The organism is Streptomyces griseus subsp. griseus (assembly GCF_003610995.1).
GTDB lineage: Bacteria > Actinomycetota > Actinomycetes > Streptomycetales > Streptomycetaceae > Streptomyces.
In genome coordinates, this window is sequence record NZ_CP032543.1 from 3,809,131 (window position 1) to 3,824,168 (window position 15,038).

General features: G+C 68.1%; 13 protein-coding genes. 7 read left to right on the top strand and 6 right to left on the bottom strand.

Features of this window, described 5'->3' with window-relative positions:
* Window positions 1–121 precede the first annotated feature (121 nt).
* The gene (locus tag D6270_RS16950; protein WP_093686807.1) at window positions 122–1,204 is read right to left on the bottom strand and encodes an inositol-3-phosphate synthase; all 1,083 of its coding nucleotides are present in this window, start codon (window positions 1,202–1,204) and stop codon (window positions 122–124) included.
* Window positions 1,205–1,263: 59 nt separating this feature from the next.
* Window positions 1,264–1,947, bottom strand: coding sequence for a PadR family transcriptional regulator (locus D6270_RS16955; RefSeq protein ID WP_109164651.1), 684 nt, complete (start codon window positions 1,945–1,947; stop codon window positions 1,264–1,266).
* A 399-nt stretch (window positions 1,948–2,346) separates the two neighbouring features.
* On the opposite strand from D6270_RS16955, the gene D6270_RS16960 reads away from it, so the two are divergent.
* Window positions 2,347–5,049 (top strand): transglycosylase domain-containing protein, encoded by a 2,703-nt coding sequence (locus D6270_RS16960; RefSeq protein ID WP_204117105.1) that lies wholly within the window; start codon window positions 2,347–2,349, stop codon window positions 5,047–5,049.
* A 171-nt stretch (window positions 5,050–5,220) separates the two neighbouring features.
* Entirely contained in the window at window positions 5,221–6,723 is a 1,503-nt protein-coding gene (locus tag D6270_RS16965) for a glycosyltransferase family 87 protein (protein ID WP_109164650.1), read from the top strand.
* Window positions 6,724–6,738: 15 nt separating this feature from the next.
* On the opposite strand, the gene D6270_RS16970 is transcribed toward D6270_RS16965, so the two are convergent.
* From D6270_RS16970 to D6270_RS16980, 3 genes are all read right to left on the bottom strand, one after another.
* Complete coding sequence (locus D6270_RS16970) at window positions 6,739–7,770, bottom strand: alanine racemase (protein WP_109164649.1); 1,032 nt, start codon at window positions 7,768–7,770, stop codon at window positions 6,739–6,741.
* A gap of 61 nt (window positions 7,771–7,831) precedes the next feature.
* Entirely contained in the window at window positions 7,832–8,950 is a 1,119-nt protein-coding gene (locus D6270_RS16975) for a lipid II:glycine glycyltransferase FemX (RefSeq protein WP_109164648.1), read from the bottom strand.
* A 162-nt stretch (window positions 8,951–9,112) separates the two neighbouring features.
* Window positions 9,113–9,454: a hypothetical protein gene (locus tag D6270_RS16980; RefSeq protein WP_109164647.1), complete on the bottom strand. Its 342-nt coding sequence runs from the start codon at window positions 9,452–9,454 to the stop codon at window positions 9,113–9,115.
* Window positions 9,455–9,792: 338 nt separating this feature from the next.
* Between D6270_RS16980 and rpsF the strand changes: the two genes are divergently transcribed.
* The 4 genes from rpsF (at window position 9,793) to rplI (ending at window position 11,534) form a co-directional block, all read left to right on the top strand.
* Window positions 9,793–10,083, top strand: a complete 291-nt coding sequence (rpsF, locus tag D6270_RS16985) for a 30S ribosomal protein S6 (RefSeq protein WP_015609864.1) — start codon at window positions 9,793–9,795, stop codon at window positions 10,081–10,083.
* 74 nt (window positions 10,084–10,157) lie between these two features.
* A complete protein-coding gene (locus D6270_RS16990; RefSeq protein WP_109164646.1) occupies window positions 10,158–10,787 on the top strand; it encodes a single-stranded DNA-binding protein in 630 nt (209 codons plus the stop codon).
* Between the two features lie 45 nt (window positions 10,788–10,832).
* A complete protein-coding gene (gene rpsR, locus D6270_RS16995) occupies window positions 10,833–11,069 on the top strand; it encodes a 30S ribosomal protein S18 (protein ID WP_003967857.1) in 237 nt (78 codons plus the stop codon).
* Window positions 11,070–11,087: 18 nt separating this feature from the next.
* Complete coding sequence (rplI, locus tag D6270_RS17000; protein WP_018513854.1) at window positions 11,088–11,534, top strand: 50S ribosomal protein L9; 447 nt, start codon at window positions 11,088–11,090, stop codon at window positions 11,532–11,534.
* Window positions 11,535–11,759: 225 nt separating this feature from the next.
* On the opposite strand, the gene D6270_RS17005 is transcribed toward rplI, so the two are convergent.
* The gene (locus D6270_RS17005) at window positions 11,760–13,097 is read right to left on the bottom strand and encodes an MATE family efflux transporter (RefSeq protein ID WP_109164645.1); all 1,338 of its coding nucleotides are present in this window, start codon (window positions 13,095–13,097) and stop codon (window positions 11,760–11,762) included.
* 458 nt (window positions 13,098–13,555) lie between these two features.
* Between D6270_RS17005 and dnaB the strand changes: the two genes are divergently transcribed.
* A complete protein-coding gene (gene dnaB / locus D6270_RS17010; RefSeq protein WP_109164644.1) occupies window positions 13,556–15,031 on the top strand; it encodes a replicative DNA helicase in 1,476 nt (491 codons plus the stop codon).
* The last annotated feature ends 7 nt before the right edge of the window (window positions 15,032–15,038 follow it).

The window sequence follows — 15,038 nt, forward strand, 5'->3', positions numbered from 1 at the left end:
GAGCAAGCGTCACACACGTCGGGGGTCCGCGGGCACATTGCCCGGGACCCCCGACGTGCGGCAGGTAGAGGTGAGCGTCTCCGCTCAGCGCTCAGATGAGGCTGTCAGCCGAAAGGCCGGTTCAGCGCTCGGCATCGCCGGCGATGAACTTCTCGACGTTCTCGCGGGCCTCGTCGTCGAAGTACTGCACGGGCGGCGACTTCATGAAGTAGCTGCTCGCGGAGAGGATGGGGCCACCGATGCCGCGGTCCTTGGCGATCTTCGCCGCACGGACGGCGTCGATGATGACACCGGCCGAGTTCGGGGAGTCCCACACCTCGAGCTTGTACTCCAGGTTCAGCGGGACGTCACCGAAGGCGCGGCCCTCGAGGCGCACGTACGCCCACTTGCGGTCGTCCAGCCAGGCCACGTAGTCCGAGGGGCCGATGTGGACGTTGTCCGCACCGAGCTCGCGGTCACGGATCTGCGAGGTGACGGCCTGCGTCTTCGAGATCTTCTTGGACTCCAGGCGCTCACGCTCGAGCATGTTCTTGAAGTCCATGTTGCCGCCGACGTTCAGCTGCATCGTGCGGTCCAGGACGACGCCCCGGTCCTCGAAGAGCTTCGCCATCACACGGTGCGTGATGGTGGCGCCCACCTGGGACTTGATGTCGTCGCCGACGATCGGGACACCGGCCTCGGTGAACTTGTCCGCCCACTCCTTGGTGCCGGCGATGAAGACCGGGAGGGCGTTGACGAAGGCGACCTTGGCGTCGATGGCGCACTGCGCGTAGAACTTCGCGGCGACCTCGGAACCGACGGGCAGGTAGCAGACGAGAACGTCGACCTGCTTGTCCTTGAGGACCTGGACGACGTCGACCGGGGCGTCCGCGGACTCCTCGATCGTCTCGCGGTAGTACTTGCCCAGACCGTCGTGGGTGTGGCCGCGCTGGACGGTGACGCCCGTGTTCGGCACGTCCGCGATCTTGATGGTGTTGTTCTCGCTGGCGCCGATCGCGTCCGCGAGGTCGAGGCCGACCTTCTTCGCGTCGACGTCGAAGGCGGCGACGAACTCGACGTCGCTGACGTGGTAATCGCCGAACTGGACGTGCATCAGACCGGGCACCTTGCCGGCCGGATCTGCGTCCTTGTAGTACTCGACGCCCTGCACCAGCGAGGCGGCGCAGTTGCCCACGCCTACGATGGCTACGCGAACCGAACCCATTCCGGTTGCTCCCTGTGTAATCGGTGTTTCCGATGAAGTCCCCGCGGGGTGCGGTGACTTCACTTGGCGGTGTCGTCGGACGGATCCGGCGGGGTGTCACCCCGGCGCCGGGGCAGGCCGCCCGTCTCTCCTGATGTGTCCTGCTGAGCGGAGCCCTCGGGCGAGGACCGTCTCCGATCCCGTCCCGACCGCTCGCTCTCGATGAGCTCGTTCAGCCAGCGCACTTCGCGCTCCACGGATTCCATGCCGTGTCGCTGCAGCTCAAGTGTGTAGTCGTCGAGTCGTTCACGTGTGCGGGCGAGGGAGGCGCGCATCTTCTCCAGACGCTCCTCCAGCCTGCTGCGCCTGCCTTCGAGCACCCGCATCCGCACCTCGCGCTCGGTCTGCCCGAAGAAGGCGAAGCGGGCCGCGAAGTGCTCGTCCTCCCAGGTGTCCGGACCGGTGTGCGAGAGCAGCTCCTCGAAGTGCTCCTTACCTTCCGCCGTCAGCCGGTAGACGATCTTGGCCCGGCGTCCGGTGAGGGACGAGGCGGTCGTCGTGTCCACCGGGTCACCGGCGGGCTCCTCGATCAACCAGCCGCTGGCCACCAGCGTCTTGAGGCACGGGTAGAGCGTTCCGTAGCTGAACGCACGGAAGATCCCCAGCGAGGTGTTGAGGCGTTTGCGCAGCTCGTAGCCGTGCATCGGAGACTCGCGGAGCAGCCCGAGAACGGCGAACTCGAGGATGCCGGAGCGTCGGCTCACGGGTGTCTCCTCCTTCTGCCGTCGGCTCCGCGGCAACCGTCTGCCGGATCCACTGACGTACTTATGCCGCCCTGATGTATCGATTCGATACATCAGCACGATAGATCGGTCCGCCGGGTTCGACAAGGGTGACCTTCGTGAGCGGCGTCACATCATCAATTCGTAGGGAGCGACTTGCGTTGTTTGGGGTGAACTTCGGCCCTAGGAGGGTTTTGACCGTGCGTAGTCTGTGCGGCATGCAGACCACCGGGAACCGTGAGGCGTCGTTGTACGTCAGTCATCGCGGACTGCCGGATGTACTGCGGATGAGCCTTCCGCAGGGCTGGTCCGTAATTCGGGGGGACCGGATCTCAACTGCCGCTTCCAGGCGCTCTCGCCTGCCCGAGGAGTAGTCGTTCCATGAGCGAGCACCGTCGCAAATCGTCCCAGCCGCAAGGTGGCGGACGGGCCGCGGCCAGACGAGCCGCCCAGCAGTCGACAGGACGCCGAGCGGCCCCGTCACGTAGAGCAACGTCCGCGTCACCTTCCGAATCGCCGTCCGGTTCGCACGGCGAAGAGCGCCAGTACAGCAGCCGCGCCGAGGCCCGCCGCGCGGCTCAGCGCGGCGGTGGCAGGCGGCGGGGCGGCGGCGACGCGGGGCCTCCCGGCAAGAAGCGACTGATCGACTACCCGCGGTACGGCCGGTACGGATTCCGTCGCTGGCTGCCCTCGTGGAAGCTGGTCTCCGGTCTCTGCGTCGGCTTCCTCGGCATGCTGATGGGCATCGCCGGTGTCTCGTACGCCCTGGTGAGCAAGCCGAACATCCAGGACGCGGCCAAGGCGCAGAACAACGTCTACTACTGGGCCGACGGCAAGCCGATGGTGGCGACCGGTGGTTCGGTCAACCGCCAGGAGATCAGCTACGAGCAGATTCCCGTGGCGATGCGCAACGCCGTGGTCTCGGCCGAGAACAAGAGCTTCTGGACGGACCGGGGCATCGACCCCAAGGGCATCGGCCGTGCCGTGTTCAACATGGCGACGGGCGGCCAGACCCAGGGTGGTTCGACCATCACCCAGCAGTACGTGAAGAACTCCCGGCTCAACCAGGACCAGACGTTCACGCGTAAGTTCAAAGAGCTCTTCATCACCCTCAAGGTGGCCGACGAGACGGACAAGCGGGACGTCATGGCCGGCTACCTGAACGTCTCGTACTACGGGCGCGGCGCCTCCGGTCTGCAGGCCGCGGCCCGTACGTACTACGACAAGGAAGCCACGAAGCTCAACCCGAGCGAGTGCGCTTTCCTGGCGACGCTGCTCAAGGGCGCCAGCTACTACGACCCGGCCGGTGCCATGGACATCGACCGCAACAACGCGACGCCGGAGAAGAACCTCGACCGTGCCAAGAAGCGCTGGGCGTGGATCCTCGACGAGCAGGTCAAGGACGGCAAGATGCCGGCGGCGGAGCGGGCCAAGTACACCGAGTTCCCCATGCCCAAGCCGCTGAAGAAGGACGCCAAGCTGGGCGGTCAGACCGGCTACCTGGTGGAGCTGGCGCGCAAGTACTTCCTCGCCAACAACAAGCGCTACACCGCCAAGGAGATGGAACTCGGCGGCTTCGAGATCCACACCACCTTCGACAGGAAGAAGGTGGACCAGCTCGCCAAGGCGGTGGACAAGGTCTACAAGGCCAAGATCCGCCCCGAGGAGCGTCCCGATACGGACACCCATGTGGAGTTCGGCGGTGCCTCGGTGGACACGAAGACGGGCGCGATCCTCGCCACGTACGGCGGGCAGGACGCCACGAAGCACTTCACCAACAACGCCGACGCGACCGGCGCTCAGGTCGGCTCGACCTGGAAGCCCTTCGTCCTGGCCGCGGCGATGCAGTACGGCGTACGTGACCCGGAGGGCCCGCAGGAACAGGGCCTGTCCGAGCGGACCATCGTCTCGCCGAAGAGCATCTACAACGGCGACAACAAGCTGCAGATCAAGAACTACAACGGCGAGGTCTGGAAGGACAAGGACGACAACGAGTGGCTCCAGACGAACGACGGTGACTTCGACCACGGTGAGATCGACCTGCGGCACGCGATGGAGCAGTCGGCCAACTCCCCCTTCGTCCAGCTCGGTATGGACGTCGGGACGGACAAGGTCAAGGAAGCCGCCGTCGCCGCCGGTCTCAAGGACGACGACATGATGGCGGACGCCACCGTTCCGTCGTTCTCCATCGGAACGTCCTCGCCCAGCGCCATCCGGATGGCGGGCGCCTACGCCACCTTCGCCACGAGCGGCCAGCAGAACCCCACGTACTCGGTCAGAGAGGTGAAGTACGAGGGCAAGGTCGTCTTCCAGCACAAGAAGCAGGCCAAGCGCGCCTTCTCCCCGCTGATCGCGGACAACGTCACGGACGTGCTGAAGAACGTGGTGGAGAACGGTACGGGCAAGCCCGCGCGACTCGAAGGACGTGAGGCGGCGGGGAAGACGGGTACGACGGACGGCAACAAGTCCGCCTGGTTCGTCGGCTACACCCCGCAGCTCTCGACGGCGATCAGCATGTTCCGCCTGGACGACGACGAGACCAACAAGAAGCGCCAGTTCGAGAAGATGTTCGGCACCGGCGGCGAGAAGAAGATCCACGGAAACTCGTTCCCGGCGTCCATCTGGCACGACTACATGACCGCGGCGATGAAGGGGAAGAAGGTCCTCTCGTTCCCGGAGCCGCAGCCCATCGGTGAGACCGTCTGGGGCGGTGGCGCGGCCAGCCCGAGCCCGACGCCCAGCCCGACGCCTTCTCCGACGCCCACCAGCGAGGAGCCGGAGCCGCCGACGCCGTCCCCGACGCCCACCACGCCCTCGCCCACACCGAGCAAGACCTGTGAGGCCTGGGACTGGAACTGCCAGAACCCCAACGGCGGTGCGGCCAACGCCGGCGCGGACGGCGGTGCGAACGCGGGAGCGGACGGCGGAGGAGCCAACGCCGGTGCCGATGGCGGTGCGAACGCGGGAGCGGACGGCGGGGCGAATACCGGCACCACCGAAGGCACCACCGAAGGTGCCACCGGTGGGAACGGCGGCAACAACAGCGGTGGTGGCGGGTTCTGGAGCGGCACCACCGGCGGATAGCCGCACCGCAGCAGGGGCCGTGACCGGCCCTGGACGCCCGCAGGACGAGGGCCGCCGACACCCGGACGGGGTGCGGCGGCCCTCGCCGCGTTCGGGGAGACGTGAGCCCTCCTGACGTGTCCCGGGCCGGTCCATGCCCGGGCCACAGCCCCGTACGGCAGGATGTGCGGCATGCCAAGCCCCAGTGCAGAGGACACGAGCGTGCAGCAGCAGGAGCGGCCCGTCGTGCGGCCCACGGATCAGGACGAGGTCGCGGCGGCTGGCAGCGAACTGTTCGGCGGCCGGGTGGGGCGCTGGGCCCGGCTCGGCGACGGTCCGCTGACACCCGTACGCGTCGTCGTCCTGACCATGATCGGGATGTTCGCCCTCGGCATGGTCCAGAAGATCCCCTGCTACGAGTGGGCCTGGTTCCGCGGAGCCACCTCGCAGTACACGCACGCCTGCTACTCCGACATCCCGCACCTCTTCCTGGGACGCGGTTTCGCCGACGGGCTGATCCCGTACTTCGACCGGCTGAGCGGCGACATGCAGTACCTGGAGTACCCCGTACTGACCGGGGTCTTCATGCAGGTCGCCTCCTGGCTGACCCTCACGCCGGACAGCGACCCCATCCAGCAGCGCGAGCAGATGTACTGGATGGTCAATGCGGGCATGCTGATGATCTGCGCGGTGGTCATCGCCGTGTGCACCGTACGCACCCACCGGCGGCGCCCCTGGGACGGCCTGCTGGTCGCCCTGGCCCCCGCGTTCGCCCTCACCGCCACCATCAACTGGGACCTGCTGGCCGTCGCCCTGACGGCCGCGGCGATGCTCATGTGGTCGCGGGGCCGGGTGCTCGCGTTCGGCATCCTCATCGGCCTCGCGACGGCCGCCAAGCTCTACCCCGTCCTGCTGCTCGGCCCGCTCCTGGTGCTCTGCTGGCGGGCGGGCCGGTGGCGCGAGTACGGCACGGCCCTGCTCGGTGCGGGGGCGGCCTGGCTGGCGGTGAACCTGCCGGTGATGCTCTACGCCCCCGAGGGGTGGCGGAAGTTCTACACCTTCAGCCAGGAGCGGCCCATCGACTTCGGCTCGTTCTGGCTGATCATCACCCAGCGCACCGGGAAGCCCATCGACGTGGAGACGGTGAACACCGCGTCCGTGGTCCTAATGGTCGTGTTCTGCGCGGGCATCGCCGGCCTGGCACTCACCGCCGCCCGCCGGCCGCGCTTCGCCCAGCTGGCGTTCCTGGTGGTGGCCGCCTTCGTCCTGACGAACAAGGTCTACTCACCGCAGTACGTGCTCTGGCTGATCCCGCTCGCCGTGCTGGCCAGGCCGCGCTGGCGCGACTTCCTCATCTGGCAGGCCTGCGAGGTCATGTACTTCCTGGGGATCTGGTTCTACCTCGCGTACACCAGCGGCGGGGACAAGCACCAGGGGCTGCCGCAGGAGGGGTACCACCTCGCGATCGCCCTGCACCTGCTGGGCACGCTGTACCTGTGCGCCCTGGTCGTACGGGACATCCTGCTGCCGGAGAAGGACCCGGTGCGCGAGGACGGGTCGGACGACCCGTCGGGCGGAGTCCTCGACGGGGCGCCGGACGCGTTCGTGTTCGCGCCCGACGCCCGGCCCTCCGGGCACGCGGCCCCGACGGTCACGGGAACTCAGGTGGAGTGGGGCGCGGCCCGGGAGCGGTGACCCGCGGCGGGTCGGTCAGTGGTCGACGAGCCGGTCGGGCTGCGTGGTCGTGTGGCGCAGATGGGCGACCAGCTCGTCACCGACCCGCGGCTCCTGCGCGTCCGAGGGCACGAACAGGATCGACACCTGCATGTGCGGCGGCTCGGCGAACCACCGCTGCTTGCCCGCCCAGACGAACGGCGACAGGTTCCGGTTGACCGTGGCCAGACCGGCGCGCGCGACGCCCTTGGCCCGCGGCATCACCCCGTGCAGCGCCTTGGGTGCCTCCAGGCCGACCCCGTGGGACGTACCGCCCGCGACGACGACCAGCCAGCCGTCGGACGCGGCCTTCTGTTGGCGGTAGCCGAACCGGTCGCCCTTGACCACCGGCGTGACGTCCAGGACGGCGCCCCGGTACTCCGTGGCCTCGTGGTCACCGAGCCAGAGCCGGGTCCCGATACGGGCGCGGAAACGGGTCTGCGGGAACTGCTGCTGGAGCCGGGCCAGCTCCTCGGCGCGCAGATGGCTGACGAACATCGTGTGCAGCGGCAGCCGGGCCGCGCGCAGCCGGTCCATCCACCCTATGACCTCCTCGACGGCGTCCGAGCCGTCGGTGCGGTCCAGCGGCAGGTGCAGCGCGAAGCCTTCGAGCCGTACGTCCTCGATCGCCGCGTGCAGCAGCCCGAGCTCCTCCTCCTTGACGCCGTGGCGCTTCATGGAGCTCATGCACTCGATGACGACCCGGGCGCCCACCAGGGCGTGCACCCCGTCGACGGAGGAGACGGACCGGATGACGCGGTCCGGCAGCGGGACCGGCTCCTCGCCCCGCCGGAACGGGGTCAGAACGAGCAGATCGCCGCTGAACCAGTCCTTGATCGTGGCGGCCTCGTAGGTGGTGCCGACGGCGAGGGTGTCGGAGCCGAAGCGGATCGTCTCGTCGGCGAGCCGCTCGTGGCCGAAACCGTAACCGTTGCCCTTGCAGACCGGTACGAGCCCGGGGAACTGGTCGATCACGGACTTCTGGTGCGCCCGCCAGCGCGCGGTGTCGACGTAGAGGGAGAGCGCCATGGCCGGCCCGGAACCTTTCTGGTGGCTGTGGATGCGGTGGGTGGTGCTGTCGTGCAGCGCGTCAGCGGCGCGACATGTAGATGTCGAGCGCCTTGTGGAGCACCTTGTTCAGCGGGAAGTCCCACTCGCCGACGTACTCGACCGCCTCGCCGCCGGTGCCGACCTTGAACTGGATCAGGCCGAAGAGGTGGTCGTTCTCGTCCAGCGAGTCGCTGATGCCGCGCAGGTCGTAGACGGTGGCGCCCATCGCGTAGCTGTCGCGGAGCATCCGCCACTGCATGGCGTTGGAGGGCCGGACCTCGCGCCCGATGTTGTCGGAGGCGCCGTAGGAGTACCAGACGTGCCCGCCGACGACGAGCATCGTGGCGGCGGAGAGGTTCACGCCGTTGTGCCGGGCGAAGTAGAGCCGCATCCGGTTGGGATCCTCGGAGTTGAGGACCGTCCACATGCGCTGGAAGTAGGAGAGGGGGCGCGGGCGGAAGTGGTCGCGCACGGCCGTGATCTCGTACAGCCGCTGCCACTCGGCCAGGTCCTCGTAGCCGCCCTGGACGACCTCGACACCGGCCTTGTCGGCCTTCTTGATGTTGCGGCGCCACAGCTGGTTGAAGCCCTTGAGGACGTCCTCCAGGGAGCGGTTGGCCAGCGGTACCTGGAAGACGTAACGCGGCTGTACGTCGCCGAATCCGGCGCCGCCGTCCTCGCCCTGCTGCCAGCCCATCTTCCGCAGCCGGTCCGCGACCTCGAAGGCGCGCGGCTCGATGTGGGTGGCCTCGACGTCGCGCAGGCGCTTGACGTCCGGGTCCTGGATGCCGGACTTGATGGCCGCCGAGTCCCAGCGCCGGATGACCACCGGCGGGCCCATCTTCACGGAGAAGGCGCCCTGCTGCTTGAGGTGGGCGAGCATCGGCTCGAGCCAGTCGCTCAGGTTGGGCGCGTACCAGTTGATGACCGGGCCCTCGGGGAGGTACGCCAGGTAGCGCTTGATCTTCGGCAGCTGGCGGTACAGGACGAGGCCGGCGCCGACGATCTCGCCGCTCTTGTCGAACCAGCCCAGGCTCTCCGAGCGCCATTCGGTCTTCACGTCAGCCCACGCCGGGACCTGGCAGTGACTGGCCGAGGACAGGCTCTGGATGTACGCCAGATGCTGCTCTCGGCTGATGGTCCTCAGGGTCAGGCTCATGCGGGGCGCTCCTCGGCAGGTGTGTCCCCATCGGTCAGGGGCTCCGGCTCTCGCGCCGAAGCCTACTGTGACCGAGGGGCACCCGGCCTGGCCGCGTAGGGCCGGAACGCCCGCGACGGACCGGTGCGGCCCCGTGGACGGCCGCACCGAGTCCTGCGCCGGTCAGGTGATGACGCCGCCGAAGAGGCCGCCGTGCGCCATGCCGAGGTAGAAACCGACTGCGGAGGCGCCGATCCCCATGATCAGGCCGAACCTCTCCCAGGTGGTCTTCGAGATGAACTGGCCGTAGAGGCCGGTGACGATCCCGACCAGCCCCGCCCACGAGCTGATCAGGTGCAGGTTGTGGAACATCGCCGTCACGAAGGCGAGGACGCCGAGCACCCCGGTCACCAGCATCAGGACGTCCTGTACGGGGTGCGGCCTGCCGTCCGTCGCGAAGAGCGAGCCGGTGGCGGGGCGGCCGGTCGTGGAGCGGGAGCCGGCGGGACGAATGGTCTGTGCCATGGATGGACCTCCTGGCCGGACGGGCGGTGGAATGTAGCGCCTCTCACACCGCATCTGTCTCGATTGTGCCTCCGAGGCTTCGGATCCGCCCTCCGAATCCGGACCGGATGTGCTCGCTGACCTCCGGATTTCAACCGGAAGCCGGTCTACAGGTAGTCTGTACGGTCTGCACCGGTGTCTGCCCAGGCCAGCGCGGCGAACCCCTCCCCAAGGAATCTTCCCGGGAGCGGATTGTCAGTGCCGGGTGTTCTCCTCGGAGACACCGTTGCGCATACGCATCACGACCCTCCTGCCACGGAACGACCGTGGCCGCTGAGTCCAAAGGAGGTGGGTTCCACATGCGTCACTACGAGGTGATGGTCATCCTCGACCCCGATCTCGAGGAGCGAGCAGTCTCCCCGCTGATCGAGAACTTCCTCTCCGTCGTCCGTGAGGGCAACGGAAAGGTGGAGAAGGTCGACACCTGGGGCCGTCGTCGGCTCGCTTACGAGATCAAGAAGAAGCCCGAGGGCATCTACTCGGTCATCGACCTGCAGGCCGAGCCTGCGGTCGTCAAGGAGCTCGACCGCCAGATGAACCTGAACGAGTCGGTCCTCCGGACCAAGGTCCTCCGTCCCGAGATCCACTGAGCTCCTAGCTCAGCGGTTTTCGGGTCCGAGTAGCAGCAAGCAGCCAGAAGCAATCCCCGCCGAGAGGTTCACCCATGGCAGGCGAGACCGTCATCACGGTCGTCGGCAATCTCGTCGACGACCCCGAGCTGCGCTTCACCCCGTCCGGTGCGGCGGTCGCGAAGTTCCGTGTCGCGTCCACTCCCCGCATCTTCGACCGGCAGACCAATGAGTGGAAGGACGGCGAAGGCCTGTTCCTCACCTGCTCGGTCTGGCGTCAGGCGGCGGAGAACGTCGCGGAGTCGCTCCAGCGAGGCATGCGCGTCGTCGTGCAGGGCCGGCTGAAGCAGCGGTCCTACGAGGACCGTGAGGGCGTCAAGCGCACGGTCTACGAGCTGGACGTCGAGGAAGTCGGCCCCAGCCTCAAGAACGCCACGGCCAAGGTCACCAAGACCACCGGTCGCGGCGGTCAGGGCGGCCAGGGCGGATACGGCGGCGGTGGCGGCCAGCAGGGTGGCGGCAACTGGGGCGGCGGCTCCGGTGGCGGTGGCCAGCAGGGCGGCGGCGGTGCTCCCGCCGACGACCCGTGGGCGACCGGCGCGCCGTCAGGCGGCCCGCAGGGCGGGGGCCAGCAGGGCGGCGGAGGCGGCTGGGGCGGAAGCCCCGGTGGCTCCGGCGGCTCCGGTGGTTCCGGCGGCGGCTACTCGGACGAGCCCCCCTTCTAGGGGCGGGCTCGTACCCCCACTTCTTGATCACACAGGAGAAACACCATGGCGAAGCCGCCTGTGCGCAAGCCTAAGAAGAAGGTCTGCGCGTTCTGCAAGGACAAGACCCAGTACGTGGACTACAAGGACACGAACATGCTGCGGAAGTTCATTTCCGACCGCGGCAAGATCCGTGCCCGCCGCGTCACCGGCAACTGCACGCAGCACCAGCGTGACGTCGCCACGGCTGTCAAGAACAGCCGTGAGATGGCGCTGCTGCCCTACACGTCCACCGCGCGATAAGGGAAGGGTGACAACAGCATGAAGATCATCCTCACCCACGAGGTCTCCGGCCTCGGCACCGCCGGCGACGTCGTCGACGTCAAGGACGGGTACGCCCGCAACTACCTGGTTCCGCGTGGCTTCGCCATCCGCTGGACCAAGGGCGGCGAGAAGGACGTGGCGCAGATCCGCCGCGCCCGCAAGATCCACGAGATTGCGACGATCGAGCAGGCCAACGAGATCAAGGCCAAGCTCGAGGGCGTGAAGGTCCGTCTGGCTGTTCGCTCCGGCGACGCCGGCCGTCTCTTCGGCTCGGTCACCCCGGCTGACGTCGCTTCGGCGATCAAGGCCGCCGGTGGTCCGGACGTCGACAAGCGTCGCGTCGAGCTCGGTTCGCCGATCAAGACGCTGGGCGGACACCAGGTGTCCGTCCGTCTGCACCCCGAGGTCGCTGCGAAGCTGGCCGTCGAGGTCGTTGCTGCCTAAGGGCAGAGCTAGGCAGAGGTGAAGGGCCGCATCCCGTTGGGGATGCGGCCCTTTGCTGAATGCGGGGGTGTGGGCCCGTTTCACGTGAAACAGGACGACGTGTTTCACGTGAAACAGCGCGGATGGTTCGCTTCGTCGGTCGGGCTCGTGGTTCGCGTCATGGTTGGGCTCAGGCTCGGGCGGACCGTTTCCGTTTCACGTGAAACGGTCCGTGGAGGCCGCGGCTCAGCGGGTCGCTCCGGTGACGATCCACCGGCCGGAGCGGGTGCGCACCCAGAGGGTGATCAGCCGGACGCCCATCATCAGCGTCATCGCCCACCAGAGTGCGGTGAGGCCACCGCCCAGGGAAGGCACCAGGAGCGCGACGGGAGCGAAGACGGCCAGCGTCGCGAGCATGGCCCACGCGAGATAGCGTCCGTCTCCCGCGCCCATCAGTACGCCATCCAGGACGAAGACCACTCCGGCGATCGGCTGCGAGACGGCCACGACCAGAAGGGCGGGGAGCAGGGTGTCCTTCACCGCCGGATCGCTGGTGAAGAGCGGGATGAAGAGGGGCCGGGCCAGCATGATCAGCACCCCGAGCGCGATGCCGCAGCCGATGCCCCACTCGACCATGCGACGGCACGCCTCGCGCGCCCCCTCCTCGTCATCCGCCCCCAGGTAGCGGCCGATGATCGCCTGCCCCGCGATCGCGATGGCGTCGAGGGCGAACGCGGTCAGGCTCCAGAGGGAGAGGATGATCTGGTGCGCGGCGATGTCGACGTCCCCGAGCCGGGCGGCCACGGCGGTAGCGATCATGAGGACGGCCCGGAGCGAGAGTGTCCGGACCAGGAGCGGCACGCCCGCGCGGGCGCTGGCCCTGATGCCGGCGGCGTCGGGGCGCAGGGAGGCGCCGTGTCTACGGGCTCCGCGCACGACCACGATCAGATAGGCGACGGCCATGCCCACCTGGGCGATCACCGTGCCCCAGGCGGAACCGGCGATGCCGAGCCCGGCCCCGTAGACGAGGACCACGTTGAGGATGCCGTTGGCCGTGAAACCGCCGATGGCGACGTACAGCGGGGTACGGGTGTCCTGGAGCCCGCGCAGTACGCCGGTGGCGGCGAGGACGACGAGCATCGCCGGGATGCCGAAGCTGGAGATCCGTAGATAGGTGATGGCGTACGGGGCGGCGGTATCGGAGGCGCCGAAGACGTCGACGAGCCAGGGGGCCGAGGGGATGGCGAGCGCCACGACGACGCCACCGAGGAGCAGGGCGAGCCAGATCCCGTCCATGCCCTGGCGGATCGCGGCGGGCAGATCGCCGGCTCCGACGCGTCGGGCGACGGCTGCCGTGGTGGCGTAGGCGAGGAAGACGAAGATGCTCACGGCGGTCATCAGCAGGGCCGCGGCGATCCCGAGACCGGCCAGTTGCGGGGTGCCGAGGTGGCCGACGATGGCGCTGTCGACCATCACGAACAGGGGCTCGGCGACCAGCGCGCCGAACGCGGGTACGGCGAGGGCGATGATCTCGCGGTCGTGCCGTCGGCGGCCTGTTCGGGGGGTGGTGGGGGCCGGGGTCATGGGGTCAATCTAATCTTCCACAGGTAAGAGATGCAATGGCCTACTGTCCCTTACTTGAGCTCCCATGGGGCGCTCATCCGGGCGCTGTTCGCAGTGATCTTGAAATCGGGGTGAAAGTTTTTCTCCCCCACAGTCAGTGGACGGAGAACATGCAGGTCAAGCGGGTGATGGGGATCCTGCTATGAGTTTGTCCACAGTGCTGTCCCCCGGTCCGTGCACAGGTTCTGAGGAGTTCTCCACAGCATCTGGCCCTTCATCCACATGCCCTGTGGATAACCAGATTGGCTGACGGTGGAGACAGGCCTACCGTGGTCCGGCGCCCGCACTCCGTTCCGGCACCGGAATCAGCAGAACCAGACGCGCCGGAAGCGGAGTCGGGCGACTTGTTTGTCGGTGCCGTGCCGTAAGAAAGAGTGGCACGGCTAGGTCCGCGAAGCGGACGGGAGGAGGTGGGCCCGGTGAGCATTCCCGAGCCTTTGGACGACCCCTGGACCGAGGCTGGTCCCGGCGACCGTCTGCCCGCCTCCCGCCAGCGTCGCGGGGAGCGCAAGGGGGGCCGCGAGGACCGGCACGACCGGGGCTCGGACGAGGGCTGGGGCGGCTCCCCCTCCTTCGAACGGGTGCCGCCCCAGGACCTGGACGCGGAGCAGTCGGTCCTGGGCGGCATGCTGCTGTCCAAGGACGCCATCGCCGAGGTCGTCGAGGTCATCAAGGGGCACGACTTCTACCGCCCGGCGCACGAGACCGTCTTCACGGCGATCCTCGACCTCTACGCCAAGGGCGAGCCGGCCGACCCGATCACGGTCGCCGCCGAGCTGGTCAAGCGCGGGGAGATCACCAAGGTCGGCGGGGCGCCGTACCTGCACACCCTGGTGCAGTCCGTCCCGACCGCGGCCAACGCCTCCTTCTACGCGGAGATCGTCCACGAGCGGGCGGTCCTCCGGCGGCTCGTGGAGGCCGGCACGAAGATCACGCAGATGGGATACGCGGCGGACGGGGACGTCGACGAGATCGTCAACTCCGCGCAGGCCGAGATCTACGCGGTCACCGAGCAGCGCACCAGCGAGGACTACCTCCCTCTCGGCGACATCATGGAGGGCGCACTCGACGAGATCGAGGCCATCGGCTCGCGCAGCGGTGAGATGACGGGTGTCCCGACGGGGTTCACGGACCTCGACGCCCTGACGAACGGCATGCACCCCGGCCAGATGATCGTCATCGCGGCCCGCCCGGCCATGGGCAAGTCCACGCTGGCGCTGGACTTCGCACGCGCCGCGTCGATCAAGAACAACCTGCCCAGCGTCATCTTCTCCCTCGAGATGGGGCGCAACGAGATCGCGATGCGCCTGCTGTCGGCCGAGGCGCGGGTGGCCCTGCACCACATGCGGTCCGGCACGATGACGGACGAGGACTGGACACGGCTCGCCCGCCGGATGCCCGAGGTCTCGGCCGCCCCGCTCTACATCGACGACTCCCCCAACCTGTCGATGATGGAGATCCGCGCGAAGTGCCGCCGGCTCAAGCAGCGCAACGACATCAAGCTCGTGATCATCGACTATCTGCAGCTGATGCAGGCCGGTGGGTCGAAGCGGTCCGAGAGCCGCCAGCAGGAGGTCTCGGACATGTCCCGAAACCTGAAGCTCCTGGCCAAGGAGCTGGAGGTCCCGGTGATCGCGCTCTCGCAGCTGAACCGTGGCCCCGAGCAGCGCACGGACAAGAAGCCGATGGTCTCCGACCTGCGTGAGTCCGGCTCCATCGAGCAGGACGCGGACATGGTCATCCTGCTCCACCGCGAGGACGCGTACGAGAAGGAGTCCCCGCGCGCGGGCGAGGCCGACATCATCGTCGGCAAGCACCGAAACGGCCCGACGGCCACCATCACCGTGGCCTTCCAGGGCCACTACTCGCGTTTCGTGGACATGGCGCAGACCTGAGGGCCCC